This is a genomic window from Myxococcus xanthus (assembly GCF_013116825.1).
GTDB classification, from domain to species: Bacteria; Myxococcota; Myxococcia; order Myxococcales; family Myxococcaceae; genus Myxococcus; species Myxococcus xanthus_B.
Genome location: NZ_JABFNS010000043.1, coordinates 36778 through 60472 on the forward strand (window position 1 = coordinate 36778; position 23695 = coordinate 60472).

Consider the following 23695-nt stretch of genomic DNA (forward strand, 5'->3'; position numbering starts at 1 on the left):
TGGAAAACCCGCGCGATTTCAGGAAGATTCCGAAGCGTCATCAGGCATCCTTCCATCATTGGACAGACGTCCGGGGGGCGTGCAGTGACGGTGACCGTTGGGATTGCTGCAGAAGGTGGAGGAAGCGCCGCGCCCCCCTCTGGCGGCGGTTCGCGGCCGGTGGAGCTGGCCGAGCTCATGTCCACGGTGCCGCTGGGCATGGCCATCATCGACCGCGAGCTGCGCTTCGTCGAGGTGAGCGACGCCATGGCCGCCATGCACGGCGTGCCGCGCGAGGCCCACCTGGGCCAGCCCATGGTGGAGGTGCTGCGCGCCGAGCCCTCCGCGGCCGACGTCGTGCGCCGCGTCCGCCGCGTGCTGGAGACGGGGGTGGCGCTGGAGGGCGTGGAAATCATCCACCGCGAGTCGGACGCCCACGGCGAGCGCACCCGCGTCTACCGCGCCAGCTACCACCCCGTGCGCCGCGATGGCGCCATCGTCGCCGCGTGCATCTACGTGGAGGACATGACGGAGCGTCGCCGCGTGGAGGCCCAGCGCGACGCGGGCGCGGCCCGGGAGCGCTCGGTGCGCGAGCAGGCGCTGCGCGAGACGCAGGAGGCCGTGCGCGCCCGGGATGAGTTCCTCAGCGTGGCGGCCCACGAGCTGCGCACGCCCCTCACCAGCCTGCGCCTGCACCTGCAGCTGCTGCTGCGCCAGGTGGGCGGCTCGAACCAGGAGCCGCCGGCGGAGCTGGCGCCCAGGGCCCGCGTGCTGGACCGCCAGTTGTCGCGGCTGGTGGGGCTGGTCAACACGCTGCTGGACGTGTCGCGGCTGGCCGCGGGCCGGCTGTCGCTGGAGCCCCGGGAGCTGGACCTGGCGCAGATGGTGCGGCAGATGGCGGAGGCCTTCTCCGAGGAGTTCAACCGCGCCGGCAGCACGCTGTCGCTGCACGTGGACGGACCGCTGCTGGGTGAATGGGATTCGCTGCGCCTGGAGCAGGTGCTGGTGAACCTGCTCTCCAACGCCGTGAAGTACGGCGGAGGTCAGCCCGTGGAGGTGTCGCTGGCCAGCGAGGGCCCCACGGCGGTGCTCGCCGTGAAGGACCAGGGCATCGGCATCTCCGAGGACGGCATGGCGCGCCTGTTCGGCAAGTTCGAGCGCGCGGTGTCGGAGCGGCACTACGGCGGTCTGGGCCTGGGCCTCTACATCACCCGTCAAATCGTGGAGGCCATGGGCGGCAGCATCACCGTGCGCTCCGCGCAGGGAAAAGGCTCCACGTTCATCCTCCGCCTGCCCACGCGGCCCCCGGTGCCCACCAAGGCCGCCGCGGGCGCGCGGTAGATTCAAGGCGCGAACCCCCGGGGCGCCCGTGCGTGGCACCCCAGGGGCTTCCCCGCGCTTCAGTTGCCGCGGAGGACCGTCAGGCCCTTGTCGGTGAGGACGTACAGCGCCGCTGGCGTCACCCGCGGGTCGTAGATGAGCTGCCGCACCCGGGAGCCGCTCACGGCCGCCACCTTCTCCAGCGTCTTCTGCGGCGTGAGGCGCCACAGGCCCGAGCGGTCCGTGCCGATGTAGAGCGAGCCGTCACCCGTGGCCGCCAGCGCGTTGATGTTCTGGAGCGCGGCGTTCTGCTCCGCGTTGGCGCCAGTCAGCCGGGTGCCCGTCTGGGCCTGATTGGAGGCCCACGTAATCGTCATCTCCCACAGGCCGTGGTCCTTGCTGCCCAGGTAGTAGCGGCCGTCGGTCGTCTGCTGGAAGCCGCGCCAGCTGTCGAACTCACTGATGCTGTTGAGCTGGGGCAGGTAGGAGGACTCCACTTTCATCAGATTGACGCGCTTGTCCATGTTGTCCCAGTCGCCGTGGTGGGGCGTCGGCGTGACGATGCCGAACATCCACTCGTTGGCGATGAGGACGTCCCCGTCCTGCGCGATGCCGAGCCCGTAGGTGTAGCCCGCCATCTGACTGCCCTTCTCGTTGAGCCACACCGGGTGCCGGTGGGAGCTGTACTCCAGGCCGCGGATGCGAGTGACGCCGTGGTTGGAGCCCACGTAGACGTCGCCTTCGTCACGGCCGTGCATCACCGTCACGCAGCTCAGGATGCTGCGGTCCTCGTCGAAGTGGTGGTCGTTGCTGTTGCGGATGCCCAGGTTGTGCACGTCACCCAGCTGGCGCGGGCCTGTCTGCACGCGGGGATTGCCGTTCGCGTCCGTCGTGTTGCGCACCGACTGGTGCAGGTGTTCCTCAAAAACAATCTGCCCGCTGCCGTCCAGGCGCACCACGTCCACGTCACCCTGCTTGTAGTACTGGAGCCGGCGGTGGCTGTACGGGAAGCACGGCTGCGCCGGGTCGGGCTGGTAGCACTCGTTGGGGCTGACGATGTAGTTGGGTTGCAGGCCCGGGTAGTCCGGGTCCGCGCGCAGGTCGGTCGTGGCGTAGCCCACGTAGGCGCGGCCCGCGCTGCCACCACAGATGACGGTGGAGCCGGTGGCCGCCCGGTCCGGACCGAAGCCGCTCTGGGCCTGGCCAATGGGCGAGCGCGTCCAGACGACCTGCCGCGAGTCCGCGCGCAGCACGCCAATCCGGTCGCCATCCAGCAGCCAGATGTTGTGCGCGGCATCCACGCCCACCGCCTGCACCCGGGAGATGTTGTAGCGGGACGAGTAGTTCGTCACCGCGTCCGTCGGCCACGGTCCTTCAACAGGACCGCTGCCCGCGTCAGGCTGTGGCTCCGAGCCCCCGTCCGGCTCCGTCCCCGCGTCTGGCTGGGTCCCCGCGTCTGGCCTCGTCCCCGCGTCTGGCTGCGTGCCGGCGTCGGGCTCTGGCCGCGTCACCGGTGGAATGTTGTCGATATCGTTGCCCGTCGTGGGGGGCGAGGGCTCGTTCGAGCCACCGCATGCCCATGCCGTCATCACCACTGCCCCGAGACACCCGCCCCACAGTCGTCGATTCACCGCTTCCTCCTCCCGCGGGACGCACAGCAATTCGCATACCGGGCATTGGGCGCCTGGCCGCCTGGGAAACAGGGTCTGCGTGGGCAAAACGCTTCCCTGTCTGGGAAAGAAGAGGGCCTCGCGGTGACGAAAAACGAACGGGCCCGCCTCCGGTGTGGAAGCGGGCCCGTTCCGAGGCACGATGCGCGTGTCGCCAGGACTACCGCGTCGGCGTGCCGTCGAGCTCCTTGTCGACGGACTCATGCGGCTGCGTGCCCGCGCCGCCGGTGCCCGGCTGCTTCTTCTTGGCACCCTTGGGGCTGGTGGCGCGCAGCTCCAGCGCGACGGGCTCATCGCCCTCCAACTGGAACTTCGCGCGCACCGAGGCGCCTTCCGGAATCTCATCCGTCTTGGCGACCTTCTTGCCGTCCAGCATCAGCACCGTCTTGTCGCGCACGTCCAGGTCCGCGTCGGGCAGGCCCGGGCGGGACAGGCTCACGCCGTCCGCGGTGGCATCCTTGAGGGTGCCTTGCAGGCTCATGGCCTTGTCCATCTTGAAGGTGCCTTCATCCTCCGTCTGGATGCCCGTCACGTCCTTGGCGGCCTTGCCGATGGCGGGCCCCACTTCGGTGGCGTCCACGCCGGTGCTCTTCTCCGTACCGGGGCGGGGTAGCTGCGTTTGCGACGGCTGCTGCGCGAATGCGGCGCTTCCCACGCACAATGCGACTGCGGTGATGAGCTTCTTCATCATCCCTCTCCCTGGGTTCAGTTCGGTTGGACCGACTGCTGGGAGCAAGGGTGGGGCCACTTCCTGCTCTCGCCAATCCAGGCCGGGTGTCCCAGCAGCGCCCCTGGCCGCAGGGCAGCCGGGCAGGCGCCCACGCTCAGCCGAGCCGCCGCTGACGGAGCCGCTTCAGCGTGTTGGGCGTCACTCAGTTGCAGCCGTCGCAGAGACCGCGAAGCTGCACTTCCACCGAGCGCTGGGACACCGCGCGGGGCACGCCCTTCGAGGACGCGATGCGGACCGACTCCTCTGGGAGGCAGGCCACGGAGCCGCAGTCCGTGCAGGTGAAGTGCGGGTGGCTGCCGCCGTGCCCCCCGCCCGCGCGCTTCAGTTCGAAGCGCCAGACGTGGTCGCCCAGGTCCGCCCGCACCACGAGTCCGGCCTCGGTGAGGTCCGTCAGGTTGCGGTAGATGGTCACCCGGTCGTAGCCCTCGTCACCCAGCGCGTCCACCAGGTCAGCGTGGCTCATTGGGGACGTGGCGTCCTCCAGCTCCCGCAACACCGCCACACGGGGCGCGGTGCTGCGCAGGCCCGCGGAACGAATCCGGTCCTGGAACTCAGTGAGCTTCGGCTGCACGGCACTTCTCTTTGCTCCCATGATGCCCTTTCGATAACCGATTTGACGGCCACTTTCACCCAGCTGAGACCTGGAGCGTCGAGTCCTCACGCTCCGCGTCATCCATCCCAGCGGGTCTCCCCCGACTCCTCGCGCGTGCTTCCGGTGTTGTATCTGCTTCCAATGCAATCTGGATGCAGAAGAATCTTCGTTGCCACCTTGCTCGGGTGAAATGGGAGTTGAAGGTTCGCCCCCAGGTGCCTGGTGGTTGGCGTGTCTGGCGTCACCCGATGGCGGGGGTGGGGTGAGAGGCTGGAGCTCCGGAAGCCGCGCGGCATGTCACTGGGAAAGACCTCGGCGAGGGCGGGCTGGCCACAGGTGGCCCCTGCTTGCCCGGATGCGACTGTTGACGGGATACCGCTGCCGCCGTGGATGCATCCGCCACGCAAGTGCGTTTCTGGAGGGAGATGCCGAGGGCCGGCGACCGACTGGCGGTCATTTGCACCGGAGAACACTTGCCGCCGGACTGCTTGACTCGCTGCGTCCGGTGCCCAGACTGCGACTCTTTTCTTCATCTGGGGTGTCCGGACGCCCTGGCCGCACGCTCGCCTTCGATTCGTCGTGATGACGCCCTCCCTCCTGCTCATCGAAGACCCTGGTGCCTCCCGGGAAGTCCAGGTGCTTGCCCTGGAAAGTCAGGGCTGGCGGGTCTGGGCTTCCGCGGACGTTCCGGGCGCGCTGGCGCTGCTGCAGACGCAGCCGGTGCAGGTGGTGGTGGCGGCGGCCGGCCTGCTGATATCGGATGGGACGCACCTGGAGTCGCTGCGGAGCGCCCTGTCGCTGGCGGGCGCCCTGTTGCAAATCAGCGCCTTCCCCGCTGAGCGGGAGGCGCTGCGCCCGCTCGGCCTGTCGGTGGAGCGCTACCTGGGCCGGCCCCTGTCGCTGGGGGCGCTGGTGGAGGGGGCGCGGCAGGCCTTCCCGGTGGAGGCGTCCGGGGGGCCGGAGGCACGGCGGCCCCGCGTGCTGGTGGCGGATGACGACCCGGTCTCCCGCAAGCTGGCGCAGCTGCACCTGGCGCCCTTTCGTTTCGACGTGGTGCTGGCGGCGGATGGCGCCACGGCGCTGGACCTGGCGCGGCGCCGCGGCCCGGACGTGGTGCTGGCGGACGCGCTGATGCCGGGCATGGACGGCTTCAAGCTGTGCCTGGGCTTCCGGCAGGACCCCAGGCTGGCCCGGGTGCCCGTCATCCTCACGCACACCATCGCGCCCGACGAGCTGGACCTGCGCATGGCCCACAACGTGGGGGCCAACGGCTTCGTGCGCAGGACGCAGGAGGGCGACGAACTGGTGGGCGCGCTGCTGCGTGAGCTGCGCGCCGGCGGGCCTTCCTACACGGCGCCACCCGCGGACCTGAGCACCGAGGACCACCTGTACCGGATGGTGCGCCAGTTGGAGCGGCGGGTGGGGCTGTTGGAGCAGGCCGAGCGCACCGCCCGGGAGAGCGAGGCGCGCTACCGCCTGGTGGTGAGCGGCTCCTACGACGGCATCTGGGACTGGGATTTGCGCGGCCAGGCCTTCTACTGGAGCCCGCCGCTGCTGGACATGCTGGGCCTGGGGCCGGGGGGCTTCGGCGGGACGTTCTCCGCCTTCCTGGAGCTGATTCACCCGGAGGACCGGCCGGACGTCATGGCCGCGCTGTCCGCGCACCTGGAGCGGGGCGCGCCCTATGACGTGTCCCTGCGGCTGCGGCACGTCACCGGCACCTGGCGCTCGTGCGTGAGCCGTGGCCGGGCGCTGCGGGACGCGCAGGGCCGCCCGGTGCGGATGGCCGGCATCATTGGCGACGTGACGGAGCAGCTGCGCCTCTACCGCGAGACGCAGGAGGCGGTGCGCGCGCGCGACGACTTCCTCAGCGTGGCGGCCCACGAGCTGCGCACCCCGCTGGCGGCGTTGCGGCTGCGCGTGCAGGGCGCCCAGGGTGTGCTGCGCGCGGGCCTGGGCAGCGGGGCGGAGCGGCTGGAGCGCGCGCTGGATTCGGCGGACCGGCAGGTGCAGCGCCTGTCTGACCTGGTGGAGTCGCTGCTGGACGTGTCGCAGCTCCAGGGCGGCGCGCCCCGGCTGCACCTGGAGGATGTGGACCTGGCGCTGGTGGTGCGCGAGGCGGTGTCCCGTTCGGAGGATGCGGCGGCGCGCGCGGGCTGTCTGCTGGTGCTCAGCCCGCTGGAGCCCACGCCGGGACGGTGGGACGTGGCGCGCCTGTCCCAGGTGATGACGCACCTGTTGTCCAACGCGATGAAGTTCGGGCCGGGCAAGCCGGTGGAGGTGGCGCTGGAGTCCGGGCGGGACGTGGCGACGCTGATGGTGAAGGACCATGGCATCGGCATCGCGCCCGGGCGGCTGGAGAGCCTCTTCCGCCGCTTCGAGCGCGCCGTGCCGGTGCGGCACTACGGCGGGTTGGGCCTGGGCCTGTACCGGCTGCGCCGCATCGTGGAGGCGCATGGGGGCGGCGTGTCCGTGGACAGCACCCCCGGAGAGGGCGCCACGTTCCGCGTCCGTCTGCCGCGCGAGGGCCCGCCCACGGTGAGGGGCTGACGGCGTCCCTGTCGCTGAGTGGCAGGTCAGGCAGGAGACAGAGTGGAAGCGGGGCCCACCACTCAAGGTGAGGAAGCCCAGACGGGCGGCGTCCGCACCGCAGGCGCGTCGGGACTGATACCGAGGGTCCGAGGTGGGGCACGCCGCCGTCTTGGACTGTCTGCCAGTGTGCGCTGGCGCGGCCCCATGTCCGGCAATGTCTTTCAACTTCACGGAATCGCTCTAGGTTCGGTGGCCGTTTCCAGGGGACGCCATGGCAGATGTGCTCGTCGTTGATGACAGCAAAGTGATGCGCGACATGGTGGTCGCGTGCCTGCGGCCCTATCCGGGCCTCACCTTCACGCATGCCTCCAGTGGCTTGGAGGCCATCGAGCGGCTGTCGCTCCAGCCGTATGACCTGCTGGTGCTGGACCTGAACATGCCGGACATCGGCGGCATCGAGGTGGTGGAGTTCGTGCGAGGGCAGGACCGGCTGCGCGAGCTGCCCATCATCATCGTCACCACGCGTGGGGACGATGCCTCGCGGACGCGGGCGTTGGCGGCGGGGGCCAGCTGTTTCATGACGAAGCCCTTCACGCCAGACGCCATCCTGTCGGAGGTGCGTGGGCTGCTGGAGGGGAGGCGCGCTTGAGCGCGTCCGTGGACCTCGCGGACTTCCTTCCCGCCTATCTGGCGGAGGCGGAGGAGTTGCTGGGGATGGGGCACCGCCAGCTGTTGGCCATGGAGGCCAGCATCCGGCGGGGGCTGCCGCACCCGCGCGCCGTGCGCGAGCTCTTCCGCGCCGTGCATACCATCAAGGGCCTGTCGGCCATGGTGGATGTGGAGCCCATCGTCGACATCGCCCATTGGATGGAGACGTGCCTGCGCCACGCCGACCGGGCGGGGGGCCGCCTGCCCGAGGCCAGCGTGGAGCCGCTGATGGAGGGGCTGCGCGAAATCGAGCAGCGCGTCCGCCAGCTCGCCGCGGGCAAGCAGGCCGCGCCGGTGCCCCCGGGCCTGCTGTCTCGGCTGGAGGCGCTGGATGCCGAAGGCGCTCCGGGGGGGAGCGCCGCGAAGGCCGCGCCCGCCGCGCTGGCGTTGGAGGAGGCCGTGGCCTCCCGGCTCTCCACGGCGGAGCGGGAGCAGCTCACCACGGGCGCCACCGATGGCCGCCGCGCGGTGCGGCTGGACTTCATCCCCGGCGCGGACCGCGCCGCCAATGGCATCACCATCAACAGCGTGCGCGAGCGCGTGGCCTCGCTGGGCGAGACGGTGAAGGTGTTGCCCCTGTCGGGGCCCGCCGCGGGCGGTGGGGCGCTCACCTTCGTGCTGCTGCTGCTCACCGAGGCCTCCGACGCCGCGCTGCTGGAGGCCGCGGGGGGGCCGCCCGCGGCGGTGCGCCCGCTGGCCGTCGTCGCCCCGCGGGCGCCCGCCCTGGAGCCCTTGCCCGAGTCGGCAATGGCGGACGAGGAGCCCGAGGAGGCGCGGCGTGGCGGCGGCTCCCTGCGGGTGGACGTGTCGCGCCTGGACGAGGCGCTGGAGCGGCTGGCGGCGCTCGTGGTCAACCGTTCGCGGCTGTCCCGCGCGGTGGCGGCGCTGACGGCGGCCGGCGCGCCCACGCGCGAGCTGCAGGCCATCCTCCAGGAGAACGCACGCCAGCTTCGCGACATGCGCACGGCCATCCTCCGCCTGCGCATGGTGCGGGTGGGGGATGTGCTGGAGCGACTGCCGCTGCTGGTGCGCGGCCTGCGCCGCAGCACGGGCAAGTCGGTGCGGCTGGAGCTGGACGTGGGCGACGCGGAGCTGGACAAGGCCGTGGCGGACCGGCTGCTGCCCGCGCTGGTGCACCTGGTGCGCAACGCGGTGGACCATGCGCTGGAGTCGCCGGAAGCGCGCCGCGCCGCGGGAAAACCGGAGGAGGGCGTGGTGCGCGTGGCCAGCCATGGCCGGGCGGGGGGGCTGCTGGACCTCACCGTGGCGGATGACGGGCGCGGCGTGGATGCGCGGGCGGTGGCCGCGCGCGCGGGCGTGCCCGTGCCTCCGACGCCGGACGCGCTGCTGGAGGTGCTCTGCCGGCCCGGCTTCTCCACCCGGGATGCCGCCAACGCGACCAGCGGGCGGGGCATGGGCATGGACATCGTCCAACGCATCATCGTGGACCAGCTGGGCGGCGAACTGGGGATGGAGACGCGGCCGGGCGCCGGCACCACCTTCCGGCTCCGCGTGCCGCTCACGATTACGCTGCTGGACGCGCTCGTCTTCGAGTGCGCCGGGCTTCGCTACGCCGTGGCGGTGGGCTCCGTGGAGGAGCTCGTCGAGGTGGACGCCGCGCGGCTGGTGTGGCCCGCGGGCGCGGGGGGCGTGGCCCTGCTGGAGCGCCGGGGGGACTCGGTGCCGCTGATGGGGCTGGCCCGGCTGCTGGGGCGCGGGGCCGCGGACGGCCGCGGAGGCTCGGTGGCCAAGGCGCTCCTCGTGCGCCAGCGCGGTGAGCTCGCCGCGTTCGGCGTGGACCGGCTGGTGGGGCAGCAGGAAATCGTCCTGCGTCCACTGGAGGACCCCTTGGTGCGCGTGCCCGGCGTGGTGGGCGCCACGGACCTGGGGGATGGGCGGCCCACGCTGGTGTTGGACCTGGCCGCGCTCGGGCTGGCGCGGGCTGGCGGCGCGCCGCACCGGCGCATGGCTCCCATCCGGGAAGAGGGGCGCCTCGCATGAGCGTGCTGCACGTCGTGTTCAAGGTAGACGGAGCCGAGTACGTGCTGCCCGCGGCGGACGTGCTCCAGATGGAGTCCTTCACGGGGGCCACGCCCGTCCCGGGCGCCGCGCCGCACGTCGCCGGGTTGGTGCAGGTGCGCGGGCGCGTCATCCCGGTGGTGGATGCCCGCCTGCGCTTCGGCCTGCCGCCCGTGGAGCGCACGCTCGACTCCCGGGTGGTGGTGGCGCAGCTCGGTGGCCGGGTCGTGGGGCTCGTGGTGGACAGCGCCCGCGAGGTGCTGAAGCTGGAGCCCCAGCAGCTCAAACCGCCCCCTCCGCTGGTCGTGGAGGGAGCGCGCGGTTTCGTGAAGGCCGTGGCCCAGGTGGGCCCGCGCCTGGTGATGCTCATCGATTTCCCTCGGGTCATCGGGGAGGAGACGTTGGATGGCGACGGACAGCGGTAACGCAGGGTTGGCGCTGGAAGAGGCCCGTACCCTGGCCGAGGACGCGGCGCGCAGTGTCCAGGAGAGCGTGGGGTTGGTGCAGGCGGTGGAGGGGCTCGCGACGCGCCTGGCGGCCGGCGGCAACGAGCAGGCCGCGGCCTCCGAGCAGGTGCGCGCCGCCATCGAGTCGGTGGCCGCGCACGTGGAGGAGACGGGGCAGTCCGTCCATGAGCTGGTGCGCTCGCAGCGCACGGTGAGCGACTCCGCGCGGGCCCAGGTGCAGGAGGCCGAGGCCACCGCGGGCACCCTCCAGGAGGTGAACGCCTCGGTGGCCGGCGTGCGCAAGGACGCCGCGCACCTGGCGGCCTCGGCGGACACCACGGCGGGGGCGCTGGAGGAGGTGTCGCGCTCGGTGAAGGGCGTGAGCGCCAACGCGGAGGAGCTGGCCGCCTCCAGCGAGGAGCTGCTGGCCTCCATGACGGAGATGAACGCCACCGTGGCGGACCTGGTGGCGCGCAACCAGTCCAGCGCCGCCGCCACCGAACAGGTGGCCGCCACCGCCGAGGAGATGGCCAAGGGCATTGCCCGGCTGTCCACGGATTCGCAGGGCGTGGGCGAGCGCGTGGCGCAGGTGACGCAGGCGGTGACGGGGTTGGTCCGCTCCCTGTCCGAGGTGTCCCGGGACGCCACGTCCATGGCCTCCAGCGTGGAGGAGACGGCGGCCACGGTGGAGGAGCTGGCGCGCAGCGTGAAGGGCGTGGCGGAGAACGCCCGGACGCTGGAGACCCACTCCGCCACCACCGCGTCCACCGTGGAGGAGGTGGCCGCCAGCGTGGAGGAGGTGGCCGCCACGGCGGAGAAGAACGCGGCGACCGTGGAGGCCAACGCGGCCACCATCGAGCAGCTCGCCCGCTCCGCGCAGACGGTGGCGAGGGCCTCCGAGCAAATCAACACCCTGGCGGCTGGCAGCGCCACCGCCTCCGCGCAGCTGGAGTCGTCCACGCGGCGGGTGGCGCAGATGATGGAAGAGGCGCGCACCACCGCCGAGCGCGTGGGGACCACGGCGCGAGAGGGGGGCGCCACGGTGTCGCGCTCCATCGCCGGCTTCGGCCGCATCCGCGAGTCCATCGTCGGGTCGGCCGGGGTGATGAAGGAGATGGGGCGGCGCGCCGAGGAGATTGGCGACATCGTGCAGACCATCAACCTCCTCGCGGACCGCACGAACCTCTTGTCCCTCAACGCCAGCATCGAGGCGGCGCGCGCCGGTGAGCACGGCCGGGGCTTCGCGGTCGTGGCGGAGGAGATTCGCGCGCTGGCGGACCGCGCGGCGGCGGCCAGCGCGGACGTGGCGAAAATCGTCCGGGGACTGCAGACGACGGCGCGCGAGGCGGCCACCGCCTCGGGCGAAGGCGTGCGGGCGGCGGACGAGGGCGCGGCGCTGGCAGGGGAGGCCGAGCGCGCGCTGTCCACCATCCTCAAGGGGGTGGAGGACCTGGGGACCAACGTGCGCGAGGTGTCGCGCGCCTCCAGCGAGCAGGTGCAGGCCACGCAGGCGCTGGTCCAGGGCACCGCGAAGGTGAGCGAGCAGGGGCGGGCCATCGCCACGTCCGCGGCGGAGCAGGCGCAGGCATCCCAGTCGCTGGCGCAGGGCGGCGCGGAGATGCGGCGCATGGCGCGGCAGACGATGCAGGCCACCTCCGAGCAGGCGCGCGCGCTGCGCGACGTGGTGCGCTCCAACGGTCAGCTCGCGGAGGCGGCGCAGAAGGTGTCGCGCGCCGTGCAGGAGCAGGCGCTGGCGGCGGCGGACCTGGCCAAGGGCACCTCCCAGATGCGCCAGCTCGTCCAGGGCGTGAGCGTGGCGGTGACCACCCAGAGCCGGGACGTGGCGGGGGTGGGCACGTTGGCGCAGGAGGCGGCGGCGGCCACCCAGCGCACCCTGGTGGGGCTGGCCGAGCAGGCCACGGCCGCCCAGGAGGTGACGCGGGCCATGGAGGAGACGCGCAAGCAGGTGGCCCAGTCCGCGCGCGGCATGACGGAGCAGGCCCGCGCGCTCAAGCAGGGTGAGACGGCCAGCCGCCAGGTGGCGAAGCTGGCCGCGTCGGTGACGCGGGCCGCCGAGGAGCAGTCGAAGGCGCTCGGCGGGCTGGCGCGGGAGGCGGACGAGGTGCGGCGCGTGGCGCGGCAGACGTCGCGCGCGCTGGACGAGCAGGCGGAGGCGCTCGGTGCGCTCACCGCCTCCGCCAGCCGTCAGGCCACGGGCGTGGCCGTGGTGGCGCGCGCCAGCGCGGAGGCGACGGCGGTGATGGAGGGCCTGGCCAAGAGCGTGGAGGAGATTCGCGTCCGGGCGCGGGACATCACCACCGCCACCGCGCAGCAGTCGCGCGCGACGGCCACCACCGCCACGGAGGTGCAGGAGGTGGCGGGCCGGCTGGCCCACCTCACGCGGCTGCAAGGCGCGCAGTCGGAGAGCCTCGCGCGGCTGCGAGGCGCGCTGGGGGGCGTGAAGGACAGCCATGAGGCCGCGGCGGCCTCGCCGCGGGAGCAGCGGGCATGACGGCCGCATCCTCGACGTCGGTGCACCCGCTGACGCTGTCGGCGGAGGACCGCTCCCAGGTGGATGAGGTGGAGCAGCTCGCCCGGCGCGGCACCGCCAGCCTGGCGCTGCTGGTGGGCGGGCTGGATGCCCAGAGCTGGGCGGTGCGGCGCGCCGTGGTGGGCGCCCTGGCGAAGCTGGGGACGCCCGCGGTGGCGCCGCTGCGCGACGTGCTCATCCACCGCCGCGACAGTGAGGCGCGACTGGCGGCCGCCGTGGAGGCGTTGGTGGCCTCCACCGGTGATGTCGAGGGCACGCTGGAGGCGCTGGGGGAGGACGCCAACCCCGCCATCGTCTGTGACGTCGCCCAGGTGCTGGGCCGGCGCCGCAGCCGGCGCTCGGTGCCGCTCCTGTCCCGGCTCACCGTGCACCCGGATGACAACGTGGCGGTGGCGGCCATCGAGGCGCTGGGCCGCGTGGGCGGCGGCGCGGCGGTGGACGCGCTGCTGGCGGCGCTGGGCAGCGGGAACTTCTTCCGCATCTTCCCCGCCATCGACGTGCTGGGCCGGTGTGGAGACCCCGTGGTGGTGCCCGCGCTGCTGGGCCTGCTGCCCGACCCCTTCTACACCCTGGAGGCGGCGCGCGCGCTGGGGCGCACCGGTCAGGAGGCCGCGGTGCCCGCGCTGGTGGGGCTGCTGCGCAAGGGCAATGACGCGTCGGTGCGCGCGGCGGCGGTGGCGCTGGTGGACATCCACGAGGCCCAGGTGCAGCGCTTCGGCGGCTCGCGCACCGTGCACACCGCGGTGCGGGGGCCGGAGTCGGCGGTGCTGGGACGGCGGCTGTCGCAGTGTGTCCCGAGCGCGGACACGACGGAGAAGACGGCCCTCTCACGCCTGCTGGGCTGGGTGGGGGGACAGGACGCCGCATTCGGGCTGCTGAAGCTCCTGGACGGGCCGGACCCGTCGGTGGCGCGCGCGGCGGCCGGCGCGCTGTCGGAGCTGGGCGCGGACGCGGACACCCAGATTCTCCAGGCGCTGCGCGAGGGCGACAGCGCCCGGCGCCGCGTGCTGTTGCCGCTGGTGGGCCGCAGGGCCGCGGCGGTGCCGGACGTCATGTCGTGCCTGGAGGACCGGGACGCGGCGGTGCGCGCCCTGGCGGCGGACACGCTGTCCCGCATTGGCAGCCCGGCCGCGGTGCCTGCCTTGTTCGAGCGGTTGGTGGACGAGGACCTGCGCGTGGTCCAGGCCGCGGTGGGGGCCATCCAGTCCCTGGGCAGCGACACCACGGAGAAGCTGGCGTTGCAGGCGGCCCGTTCCCCTGACGCGCGCCTGCGCCGCGCGGCGCTGCGCATCATCTCCTACTTCGGCTATCCGAAGGGATTGGAAGTGCTGCTCCAGGCCATGCGGGACCCGGATGAGCGCCTGCGCGACGCGGCCATCTACGGCCTGCCCTTCATCGAGGACCCGCGCGCGGTGGACGCGCTGCTGACAGCCGCCAACCACGAGTCGGAGCGCACGCGCGCGGCGGCCATGCGCGCGCTGGGGCAGACGGAGAAGGAGGCGCGCATCACCTCCGCGCTGCTGCGGGGCCTCAACGACCGCGACCCCTGGGTGCGCTACTACGCGTGCCAGGCGCTGGGGAAGCTGAACGAGGAAGCCGCCGCGGACGCCATCGTCGCGCTGGCGGACGACGCCGCGGGCCAGGTGCGCGTGGCGGTGGTGGACGCGCTGGCGCACATGCACACGGAGAGCGCGATGACGGCGCTCCAGCGCGCGGCGGCCAGCGCGGACGCGGATGTGCGGCGCGCCGCCCTGCTGGGGCTGGGCGTGGGCCGGCGGCCGGACGCGCTGCCCGTGCTGCTGGAGGCGGCGAAGTCGGAGGACGCGGCCACGCGGCTCGTCGCGCTGTCCGCGGTCGCTGAATACGAGGCGCCGGAGACGCTGCCCGCGCTGCTGCATGCCGCGGGTGACGGCGACGACAGCGTGCGCAGCGCCGCGGTGGGCTTCATCGCCACGCGCCCCGGTGTCCCGGCCACGCAGGCCCTGGTGTCCCTGCTGGGGGACATGACGCTGCGCGAGCGGGTGGTGAGCGCCTTGGCGCTGCCCCTGGAGGGACGGCTGCCGGGGCTGCTGGCCGCGCTGGAGGCGGCGGACGAAGTCACGGCGCCGCTGCTGGTGGCGGCGCTGGCCCGGATGCGACGGGCGGACGCGCGCGCCGCGCTGATGCAGCTCCTGGTGTCCGCCAGTCCGGCGGGCCGTCGCGCCGCGGTGCCCGCGGTGGCGGCATTGGGGACGTTGGAGGCACGCGAGGCGCTGGAGCGCGCCTCCCATCAGGACGAGGACACCGAGGTCCGGCGGGCCTGCCGGCTGGTGCTGAGCCGCTGACGCCCCGCCATGTTCTCACTGCCCATGTCTCCCCAGGTGTTCGCCATCCTGGCCGCGCTCATCGAGCAGCGCTCCGGGGTGCACTACGCCCCCGAGGACCGGGAGCTGCTCGCCGACAAGGTGGTGCCCCGCGCGCTGGACGCGGGCTTCGACTCGCTGCTCGACTACTACTACTTCCTCCGCTACGACCCGGCGGGCTCCGAGGCGCTGGACGCGCTGGTGGACTCGCTGCTGGTCCACGAGACGTACTTCTTCCGGGAGGCCCTGCCGCTGCGGGTGCTGGCCGAGGACCTGCTGGTGCCCGCCGTGCGCGCCGGACGGCGGCCCCGCGTGTGGAGCGCGGCCTGCTCCACCGGAGAGGAGCCCCTCACGCTGGCGATGATTCTCGCGGAGCTGGGCGTGCTCGACGAGGTGGAGCTGCTGGCCAGCGACTTGAGTGCCCGCGCGCTGGAGCGGGCCCGCGCCGGGGAGCACAACCTGCGCTCCCTGCGCGCGCTGCCTCCGGGCGTGGAGGGCCGGTGGCTGGAGACGCGCGAGGGGCGCCCACGCGTCCGGCCGGGGTTGGTGCGCGCGGTGGACTGGCGGCGCGTCAACCTGGTGGATGCCAGCGCGGTGGCGCAGCTGGGCACCTTCGACGCCATCCTCTGTCGCAACGTCCTCATCTACTTCCAGGACGACACCGCGCGCCGCGTGGTGTCGTCCCTGACGCGCGCGCTCGCTCCGGAGGGACACCTGCTGGTGGGGACCTCTGAGTCCCTGATGCGCTTCGGCACCGCGCTCACCTGCGAGGAGCGGCGCGGCGCCTTCTTCTATACCCAGGCAAGGCCATGACGGCGGTGTCTCCCATTCGCGTGCTGGTGGTGGATGACTCCGCCTTCGCCCGCAAGGTGCTGCGGCAGGTGCTCTCCAGCGCGGAGGGTTTGGAGGTGGTGGGCGTCGCGCGCGACGGCCTGGACGCGCTGGAGAAGGTGGCCGAGCTCTCTCCGGACGTGCTCACGCTGGACCTGGTGATGCCGGGCCTGGACGGGCTGGGCGTGCTGCGCGCGCTCGCCTCCAGCGCCGCCGCGCCCCGCGTGGTGGTGGTGAGCAGCGCGGGCGAGGAGAGCGAGCTGGCGGTGGCCGCGCTCCAGGCCGGCGCGGTGGAGCTGGTGAACAAGCCCACCGCGCTCGCCACCGAGCGGCTGTATGAGCTGGGCGGCGAGCTGGTGGCGAAGGTCCGCACGGCCGCGGGCGCGGTGGCTCGCGCGCCGCCGGAGCCGGCGCCGTCGCAGGAGGTCTCCTCCGCGCCGGTGGCTCGCGCGGCCGCGAAGAGCCTGGTGGTGGTGGGCACCTCCACCGGCGGCCCGCAGGCGCTCACCCGCTTGTTGTCCGAGCTGCCCGTGGACTTCCCCGCGCCGCTGGCGCTCGCGCTCCACATCCCCACGGGCTACACGGAGGCGGTGGCCCGGCGCCTGGACGCGCACTGCGCGCTGGAGGTGCTCGAGGCGGTGGACGGGCTGGAGCTGCGGCCCGGCCGCGTGGTGTTGGCGCGCTCCGGGCAGCACCTCAAGCTGGAGCGCCATGGGACGGTGACGCTCGCGCGGCTGGACCGGCAGCCGCTGCGCACGCCGCACCACCCCAGCGTGGACGTCCTCTTCGAAAGCGCCGCGCGAAGCTGGGGCTCGGACGTGGTGGGCCTGGTGCTCACCGGCATGGGTGACGACGGCGTCGCGGGCGCCCGGGCCATCCGCGAGGCCGGAGGCACCGTCCTCACGGAGAGCGAGTCCTCCTGCGTGGTGTACGGCATGCCGCGCGCCGTGAAGGAGGCCGGGCTGGCCACCGCCAGCGCTCCGCTGGAGGGCATGCTGGCGCTGCTGCGGCGCCATGTGCGCTGAAGGCCGACCTTTCCTAAAGACGCGTGGGTGATGGTCCCGGAGCGTCGCCTGGGTCAGGATGGCCGGCATGCTCCGATACGCCGCTGACCGCCGGACGATGTTGTGGTGTCTGGCCATGCCCGTGGTGGCCCTGTCGATGTACGTGGCCCCCGGGTGGATTCCCTATCTCTGCCCCCTGGCGTGCTACCTGGCGCTGTCGGCAGGCGTCATCGCGCACAACCACAACCACTGCCCCACCTTCCGCAACCGGAAGCTGAACGAGGCCATGGGCATGTGGCTGTCGCTCTTCTACGGGTACCCCACCTTCGTCTGGATTCCGACGCACAACCTCAACCACCACAAGTTCGTGAACAAGGCGGGCGACGCCACCATCACCTGGCGCTACTCGAAGAAGCACAACTTCCTGGTGGCCTTCCTCTTCCCCTTCGTCTCCACGTACTGGCAGCAGGAGCCCACGAAGGCGTTCATCGACAAGGCGCGCGAGCGCAACCGTCCGCTGTACCGCCAGATTCTCACCCAGTACGCCGTCTGGGGCGGCACGCACGCGGCGCTGCTGGGGCTGGCCATGGTGATGCACGGCGTGGCCGGCGGCGCGCGCATCTGGGCGTTCGCCTTCCTGGTGCCCGCGCTCTTCTCGCTGTGGACCATCATGTTCTTCAACTACATCCAGCACGTCCACACGGACCCCTGGAGCGAGCACGACCACAGCCGCAGCTTCACCGGCCGCCTCATCAACTTCTTCCTCTTCAACAACGGCCTCCACGCAGTCCACCATGAGACGCCGGGCCTGCACTGGAGCCTGCTGCCCCAGGCGCACGCGAAAATCGAGGCCGCCATGGACCCGGCCCTCAAGCCGGTGAGCTTCTTCGCCTGGTGCTTCCGCTCGTATGTGGTGGCCCCCTTCCTGCCCCGCTTCGGCACGGCGCAGGTGGGACGCGCGCCCTATGAGCCGCCCGAGGGTGTCGCGCTGGACGTGCGCTTCGGGGACGACCTGCAGGCCGTCGACTCGGGCGTCAACGTCGCCCGCGTCTGACGCGCCTTCGTGGCGCCGTGGACACCGGCTGCGGCTCCAGTCGGAGGTGGGTGTCCTTTATTTCTCATCTGTCATTGGAATCTGACCCAGGGGGATTTTCTCTGACTGGACGTTTCTCATACTTCGAAGTCGCAGGATGAGCGCGGTGGGCGGGCCGGGGGGGACGAAGACACGGGAGGCTCCGCATGATGACGGCTCCAGGACGCGTGCGTCCTTCACCAGGGCCGGTGGAAGCAGCGCCGCGGGTGCTGTGTGTGGGGGCCACGAGCGAATCCTGGTTGGCGCTGTCACGAGCCCTGCGTCCCTTGCGCTGCGTGGCCTTGCAGGTGCCTTCCCTGGAGTCCGCCTTCCTGGAGGTGCAGCACACGCGGCCTGCCCTGGTGCTGGTGCACTGGCGGCAGTTGGTGGCCGGCGCGGGCATGGGCCTGCGCGCGCTGAAGCTGCGCCTGGGGGGGGATGGTCCGCCGGTGGTGCTGGTGGCGGAGCCGGAGACGCCCGCCGAGGTGCTCGAGGTGGGAGACGCGGAAGGGGTCGAGGACTGCCTGCTGTCGCCTCTGCGCACGCACGAGCTGCGCGCGCGGTTGGCGATGCTTGCGGAGGGCGGCGTCCCGGCCGCGCCGGTGCGTGCATCCCGTGTGCGTTCGCGCCTGCTGCTGCTGGCCGGCGCCAGTGGCCCCCTGGCGTGGAGCGGGCTGGGCGCCCTGCTGGAGGCGTGTGGTCATCGCATCCTCTACAGCGCCACCGTGGGCGGTGGCGCCGCGCGCGTGGCCGAACACGGTGAGCGGCCCGACCTGGTGGTGTCTCGGGAAGGCGCGCCAGGTGTGCCCAGGAGCCTGCCCTCTCCACGGTTGCAGCCGCTGCTGGCCGGGGTGCCGTCGCTCACGCTGGACGCGGACGCGCCGGTGCGCCCGGCCTCGTTGCTGCCCCGCCTCCACGCGCTGCTGGGGCGGGAGGACGCCTCGCTGCGAGTCGAGGCGCGGGTGCGTTTCTGCTGTCCGGTGTCCTTCGGCGAGGCGGGGCCGCGCGGCGCGGAGTGGCGCTCCGGCGTGTCCAGCGCCCTGAGCCCTGGCGGCCTCCTGGTGCGCACGCTGGTGCCGGCGAAGGCGGGGACGGCGGTGGAGCTGCACATCCTGCTGCCCACCCTGGGCGAGCGCCTGGAGACACACGGCGTGGTGGCCTGGGCCCACGCCTACGCGCCTCGCAACGGCGTGTCCCACCCCTACGGCATGGGCGTGCGCTTCCTGGGCATGGGCCCACCGCGCCTCATGCAATTGCGCCAGCTGTGCCAGGCGGAGGTGCGCCCGTGACAGCGCAAGGCGCATCGAGGCGCAAGAAGGTCCTGCTGGTGGATGACTCGGACACCGTCCTGTTGCTCCAGCGGATGCTGCTGGCGGAGCTGGGCCACGACGCCATCGTCGCGCGGGACGGGCTGGAGGCGCTGACGCGCGCGGAGCAGGAGCGGCCGGACCTCGTCTTCCTCGACGTGCTGATGCCGCACCTGGACGGGCTGGAGACGTGCCGGCTGCTGCGCGACCGGGAGCCGACGCGGCGCACGCCCATCATCCTTTGCAGCGCGCGCGCCGAGGCGCGCAGCGTGCGCGCGTGCTTCAACAGCGGCTGCAACGACTTCGTGGCCAAGCCCTTCGACGGCGCCGCGCTGGTGGCCCTGCTGCGGCGCTACCTGGATTAGTCGCGCGAGCTTCCGGTGGGAGGCGGGGGCGGCCGGGCCGGCATGGAGCGGCGCGGCAGCGTCACGGTGAAGGTGGTGCCTTCCGCCTCATCGGAGCGGACCTCGATGGTGCCGCCGTGCGCCTGGACGATTTCCCGGACGATGAAGAGCCCCAGCCCGTAGCTCATCTTCAGCGTGCGCGAGCTCTGGGGCCCGCCGCGGAAGGGCTCGAAGAGGTGGGGCAGCAGGTTGTCCGGGATGGGGCGGCCGGCGTTGTGGACCTCCAGCACCACCCGGGTGCGCAGCCCGCGCGCCGTCAGCCGCACCGGCGTCTCCGGCGGGCTGTACTTGAGCGCGTTCTCCACCAGGTTGGACGTCACCTGCGCCAGCCGGTCCGGGTCCCACACGCCCTGGGTGTTGCCCTTGGGGTCCACCTCGACGGTGCGCTGGGGGAAGGCCACGCCGAACTCGTGGGCCACCTTGGCCACCAGGTCCTTCAGGTCCATGGGCCGGGGCTCAATGGCCACGCCGCCCATCAGCCGCGTGCGCGTGAAGTCCAGCAGCAGCCGGGTGAGCCGCTCGATGCGCACCGCCGCGGTGGCGATGCGCTGGCTGGTGCGCTGCGCATCCTCATCGGTGCCGCCCGCGGCGAGCACGCGCGACCAGTTCATGATGGCGCCCAGCGGGCTGCGGATGTCATGGGTGACGATGCCCATGAGCTGCTCCTGGAATTCGGAGTGCCGCCGGGCCTCCTCTTCCGCCCACTTGCGCTGGGTGATGTCGCGGCTGATGCCGAACAGGCCGAACACCTTGCCCTCGGCGTCACGCAGCACGCCCTTGGTGGACAGCCACACGCGCGGCCCGTCCACGCCCGGCTGCGCGTCCTCGTAGGTGACGGTGCGGCCGAAGGCGAACACCTCGCGGTCGTTCGCCGCGTTGGTGCGCGCCACCGCCGGGTCGAACAGCTCGAGGTCCGTGCGCCCCACCACGTCCTCGACGCGGTAGCCCACGGCCTTCGCGCCCGCCGCGTTCATCATCGTGAAGCGGCCGTCCACGTCCTTCGTGTAGACGGCGTCCGTGGTGCCTTCGAGGATGGCGCGGAACACCTCGCCGTTGCGGCGCAGCGCCTCGCGCCCCTTGCGCTCCTCGGTGATGTCACGGCAGTGCACCAGCAGGCCGCCCTCCACCGGGCGCACGCGCACGTCGAGGCAGGTCTCCGCTCCCGGCCAGGCGTGCTCGTAGCGGACGGAGGGCTGCTCGGAGACGGGTTGTTCGAAGTGCAGGTGGCGGCTCAGCTCCAGCAGCTCCGGGCACACCCGGCGCACGTCGTCCTGCAGCCGCGCCGCGCCGCCGAGCAGCCGGGCCATGTCTGGATTCACGTACGCCAGACACCACCGCGCATCGAGCAGGAAGAAGGCGTCCGGGAGCGCCTCCAGGAGCGTCTGCAGCAGCTCGGGGGAGGGGGCCTCGGCGGAAGGCTCGGCCAGGGGACGCTGGCGCTTCTTGGCGGGGGTGGGGGGCATGCCTCTTCGGTTCCAGCGGTGGGAACGGAACCATACCCCGCTCTCCGCCCCGCGCGATGCCAGGCAGGCATCAGCGCGCCGTCTGTCGCCCCCGTTGCCTGGAAGGGAGGCGACCACCGCCTCGAGGATGCATCCGTGACAGAGGAATGCGACCCGGGTGGATGCAACCCAGGGTGAAACATGAATTTCAGGAAGTCACTTTCAAGGGAGGGTGGAGAAAGTCAGGCACGCGGTGGCTCACGAGGTTCTGTCTGGGTGCTCCGCTTCGTCCTTGTTGCCCCGCGACGCGGGGCCCCGCGGTCTCAGGCGTCCGTGGCCCCGCGTGGGAGCGGCGGGTGCACGGCGTGGGACGCCGAGGCGCCCGCGAAGGGCAGGGTGAAGGTGAAGACACTGCCTTCGCCCAGGGTGCTCTCCGCCTGGATGCCGCCGCCGTGGGCTTCGACGAGCCCCTTGGCGATGGCCAGGCCCAGTCCGGTGCCGCGGCTGGCCGCGTCGCGGGCCTGCCAGTAGCGGTCGAAGATGTGGGGCAGCGCGTCCGGAGCGATGCCGGAGCCGGTGTCGCGCACGTGGACGGACACCTCACCGCCGCGCGCCCGGGCGCCCAGCATCAGGTCGCCCCCCGCGGTGGTGAACTTCACCGCGTTGCCCAGCAGGTTGCCCAGCACCTGGAGCACCCGCACCTTGTCGCAGCGCACGCGCACGTCCGCGGTGGGGAGCTCCACGGACAGGTGCAGGCCCTTGGCCTCCGCCAGCGGACGGATGGAGTCCAGCGCCTCGGTGAGCAGCCCCGCAACGCCGTGTTCGCCCCACTCCAGCGGCAGGCCGCCCGCCTCCAGCCGGCCCCAGTCGAGCAGGTCGGAGATGAGGCGCGACATGCGCTCGGTGGCGTCCTGGATGCGGGTGGCCTGCTTGGCCACGCTTTCGCCGCCTGGCTTCGCCCCCGCGCCGCGCAGCAGCAGCGCGGCGCCCAACTGCACCACGCCCAGCGGGTTCTTCAAGTCGTGCGACACCACGGCCAGCAGGTCCTCACGGGCTCGCGCCGCGCGCCGGGACTCACCCACCAGCCGCGCGTTGTCGATGGCGAGGCTGGCGCGCAGGCACAGGTCCTCCGCCAGCGCCAGGTCGTCCGGGCCGTAGCGCCGCCCGGAGCCGGAGGACACGAAGGTGACGGCGCCCAGCGTGTGGCCGCGCGCGCGCAGGGGCACAATCATGTACGAGCGCGCCTGGAGCAGCCGCAGCAGCGCGGGGTGCGCGGGCTCCGCCGCGGCGGCGCGCAGCAGGGAGTCCGTCACCGCCGGCACCAGCTCCGGCTCTCCGGTGCGCAGCACGCGCAAGAGCCCCACGGCGGCGTCGTCCCGCAGCTCGGTGCGGATGGGCAGCGCGCCCGAGCGCTCCTGCTGCGTCGGGTCCAGGCAGGCCGCCGCCACGCGCGTCACCCAGGGGCCCTGCTCCAGCGCGTCCACCAGGCACCAGTCCGCCAGGTCGGGCACCGCCAGGTGCGCCAGCAGCGTGTACATGCCCTGCGGATCCGGCGGGTGGGTGAAGAGCGTCGTCATCGCCTGGTAGAGGAAGGAGCGGCGGCGCTCGGCCTGCTCCACCTCCGCCCGCGCGGCCAGCTCCAACTCCATGGCGCGGGAGAACACGGCCTCCGCGTCGGTGAGGCGACGCGCCGTCACCAGCACGCAGCCAGGGCTCCCGTCCTCGGAGGGCAACGGGCTGAGCACCAGCGCGTGACGCCGGGGACCCGTCTGCGTGGCCCAGGGCGCTTCCAGTTCGCAGGTGTCCTGGATGCGCATCACCCGCGCGCGCGCCGTCTCCAGCCGCGCCAGCTCCTCGGGCGGGAAGCCCAGCTCCCCCCAGTGCCGGCCCACCAGGTCCTCGGGGAGCCGGCCCACCGTTCTCGCGCCCGCCTGGCTGCACACCAGGACCCGCCCCGTATCATCCAGGACGTAGGACGGGTCGGGGAGCGCGGCGAAGACAGTGGCGAGGGATGCGGGGAGTCGAGCTGCCATGAATGGGGACTGGCTGGAAGGGGCCCCCATCATGACACCGCCCGGGCGCAGGACCATCCCGGCACCAGGAGAATCCTGTGGATGTTTTAAAATCCAATGTTCTGGCGCGTGTAACTCAGACGCCCCCGTTACCCCGGAAGGCCGCGGTGAGCCGGCTCGCCAGGTCGGGCAGGGCGACGACCTCGTGGGCCAGGTTGGCGCCCACCACCACGCCGGGCATGCCGTAGACGACGGAGGACTGCTCGTCCTGGGCCAGGATGCGGCCTCCGGTGCCGTGGAGCTCGCGCACGCCATCCAGTCCGTCCTGGCCCATGCCGGTGAGGATGACGGCGAGCGACGCGGGCCCGTAGGCGCGGGCCACCGAGCGGAACAACCACGTCGCGGACGGCCGGAAGCCATTCACCGGCGCGGCCCGGGAGACCTCCGCCCGGCCCTCGGCTCGCACGCCGAGGTGGCGCTCATCCGGCGCCAGATAGACATGCCCGGGGAGCAGCGGCTCGCTATCCTCCGCCACCTTCACGGGCAAGGGCCCCGCGGTGCGCAGCCACTGCGCCAGGCCCTCGCTGAAGCCAATGGCGATGTGCTGCACCACCAGCAGGGGGACGGGGAAGCTGGCGGGCAGCTCGGACAGAATGCGGAAGAGCGCCGCCGGACCACCCGTGGAGGCGGCCAGGGCCACCACGCCGGGGCGCGTGGGCGACACGGGCGGCGCG

General features: G+C 72.7%; 18 protein-coding genes. 12 read left to right on the forward strand and 6 right to left on the reverse strand.

Going from position 1 to position 23695, the window contains the following annotated elements; all coding sequences use genetic code 11:
- Nucleotides 1–159 precede the first annotated feature (159 nt).
- Nucleotides 160–1320 carry a sensor histidine kinase gene (locus HNV26_RS14925; RefSeq protein ID WP_171443152.1) on the forward strand — a complete coding sequence of 387 codons (1161 nt, stop codon included), beginning with the start codon at nucleotides 160–162 and terminating at the stop codon, nucleotides 1318–1320.
- 59 nt (nucleotides 1321–1379) lie between these two features.
- Here the strand turns inward: HNV26_RS14925 and HNV26_RS14930 are convergent, their stop codons facing one another.
- The 3 genes from HNV26_RS14930 to HNV26_RS14940 all read right to left on the reverse strand — a co-directional run bounded on the left by HNV26_RS14930 (nucleotide 1380) and on the right by HNV26_RS14940 (nucleotide 4291).
- Nucleotides 1380–3173, reverse strand: a complete 1794-nt coding sequence (locus tag HNV26_RS14930; RefSeq protein ID WP_171443136.1) for a hypothetical protein — start codon at nucleotides 3171–3173, stop codon at nucleotides 1380–1382.
- Nucleotides 3130–3657: a hypothetical protein gene (locus HNV26_RS14935; RefSeq protein WP_253816575.1), complete on the reverse strand. Its 528-nt coding sequence runs from the start codon at nucleotides 3655–3657 to the stop codon at nucleotides 3130–3132. Before HNV26_RS14935 ends, HNV26_RS14930 begins: the two co-directional genes overlap by 44 nt.
- A 184-nt stretch (nucleotides 3658–3841) precedes the next feature.
- Nucleotides 3842–4291, reverse strand: a complete 450-nt coding sequence (locus tag HNV26_RS14940) for a Fur family transcriptional regulator (RefSeq protein ID WP_171443138.1) — start codon at nucleotides 4289–4291, stop codon at nucleotides 3842–3844.
- 582 nt (nucleotides 4292–4873) lie between these two features.
- Here HNV26_RS14940 and HNV26_RS14945 point away from each other — a divergent pair.
- The 11 genes from HNV26_RS14945 (at nucleotide 4874) to HNV26_RS14995 (ending at nucleotide 19468) form a co-directional block, all read left to right on the forward strand.
- Nucleotides 4874–6841: an ATP-binding protein gene (locus HNV26_RS14945; RefSeq protein WP_216612306.1), complete on the forward strand. Its 1968-nt coding sequence runs from the start codon at nucleotides 4874–4876 to the stop codon at nucleotides 6839–6841.
- Nucleotides 6842–7094: 253 nt separating this feature from the next.
- The gene (locus HNV26_RS14950) at nucleotides 7095–7472 is read left to right on the forward strand and encodes a response regulator (protein ID WP_171443140.1); all 378 of its coding nucleotides are present in this window, start codon (nucleotides 7095–7097) and stop codon (nucleotides 7470–7472) included.
- Nucleotides 7469–9532 (forward strand): chemotaxis protein CheA, encoded by a 2064-nt coding sequence (locus HNV26_RS14955; RefSeq protein WP_171443141.1) that lies wholly within the window; start codon nucleotides 7469–7471, stop codon nucleotides 9530–9532. The genes HNV26_RS14950 and HNV26_RS14955 overlap by 4 nt, the downstream gene beginning before the upstream one ends.
- Nucleotides 9529–9975, forward strand: coding sequence for a chemotaxis protein CheW (locus HNV26_RS14960; protein ID WP_171443142.1), 447 nt, complete (start codon nucleotides 9529–9531; stop codon nucleotides 9973–9975). The genes HNV26_RS14955 and HNV26_RS14960 overlap by 4 nt, the downstream gene beginning before the upstream one ends.
- On the forward strand, nucleotides 9956–12508 hold the full coding sequence (locus HNV26_RS14965; protein WP_171443143.1) for a methyl-accepting chemotaxis protein: 2553 nt from the start codon (nucleotides 9956–9958) through the stop codon (nucleotides 12506–12508). The genes HNV26_RS14960 and HNV26_RS14965 overlap by 20 nt, the downstream gene beginning before the upstream one ends.
- On the forward strand, nucleotides 12505–14871 hold the full coding sequence (locus HNV26_RS14970; RefSeq protein WP_171443144.1) for a HEAT repeat domain-containing protein: 2367 nt from the start codon (nucleotides 12505–12507) through the stop codon (nucleotides 14869–14871). Before HNV26_RS14965 ends, HNV26_RS14970 begins: the two co-directional genes overlap by 4 nt.
- A gap of 9 nt (nucleotides 14872–14880) precedes the next feature.
- On the forward strand, nucleotides 14881–15702 hold the full coding sequence (locus tag HNV26_RS14975) for a CheR family methyltransferase (protein WP_171443145.1): 822 nt from the start codon (nucleotides 14881–14883) through the stop codon (nucleotides 15700–15702).
- On the forward strand, nucleotides 15699–16745 hold the full coding sequence (gene cheB / locus HNV26_RS14980; protein ID WP_171443146.1) for a chemotaxis-specific protein-glutamate methyltransferase CheB: 1047 nt from the start codon (nucleotides 15699–15701) through the stop codon (nucleotides 16743–16745). The genes HNV26_RS14975 and cheB overlap by 4 nt, the downstream gene beginning before the upstream one ends.
- Nucleotides 16746–16803: 58 nt before the next feature.
- On the forward strand, nucleotides 16804–17778 hold the full coding sequence (locus tag HNV26_RS14985) for a fatty acid desaturase family protein (protein ID WP_171443147.1): 975 nt from the start codon (nucleotides 16804–16806) through the stop codon (nucleotides 17776–17778).
- Between the two features lie 185 nt (nucleotides 17779–17963).
- On the forward strand, nucleotides 17964–19085 hold the full coding sequence (locus HNV26_RS14990; protein ID WP_171443148.1) for a PilZ domain-containing protein: 1122 nt from the start codon (nucleotides 17964–17966) through the stop codon (nucleotides 19083–19085).
- Nucleotides 19082–19468: a response regulator gene (locus HNV26_RS14995; RefSeq protein ID WP_171443149.1), complete on the forward strand. Its 387-nt coding sequence runs from the start codon at nucleotides 19082–19084 to the stop codon at nucleotides 19466–19468. The genes HNV26_RS14990 and HNV26_RS14995 overlap by 4 nt, the downstream gene beginning before the upstream one ends.
- Here HNV26_RS14995 and HNV26_RS15000 read toward each other — a convergent pair.
- The 3 genes from HNV26_RS15000 to HNV26_RS15010 all read right to left on the reverse strand — a co-directional run.
- Nucleotides 19465–20970: a sensor histidine kinase gene (locus tag HNV26_RS15000; RefSeq protein WP_171452819.1), complete on the reverse strand. Its 1506-nt coding sequence runs from the start codon at nucleotides 20968–20970 to the stop codon at nucleotides 19465–19467. The genes HNV26_RS14995 and HNV26_RS15000 overlap by 4 nt on opposite strands.
- Before the next feature lie 302 nt (nucleotides 20971–21272).
- On the reverse strand, nucleotides 21273–23039 hold the full coding sequence (locus HNV26_RS15005; protein WP_171445571.1) for an ATP-binding protein: 1767 nt from the start codon (nucleotides 23037–23039) through the stop codon (nucleotides 21273–21275).
- A 58-nt stretch (nucleotides 23040–23097) separates the two neighbouring features.
- On the reverse strand, nucleotides 23098–23695 hold a 598-nt coding region (locus HNV26_RS15010; protein WP_171452820.1), incomplete at its 5' end, for a CheB methylesterase domain-containing protein.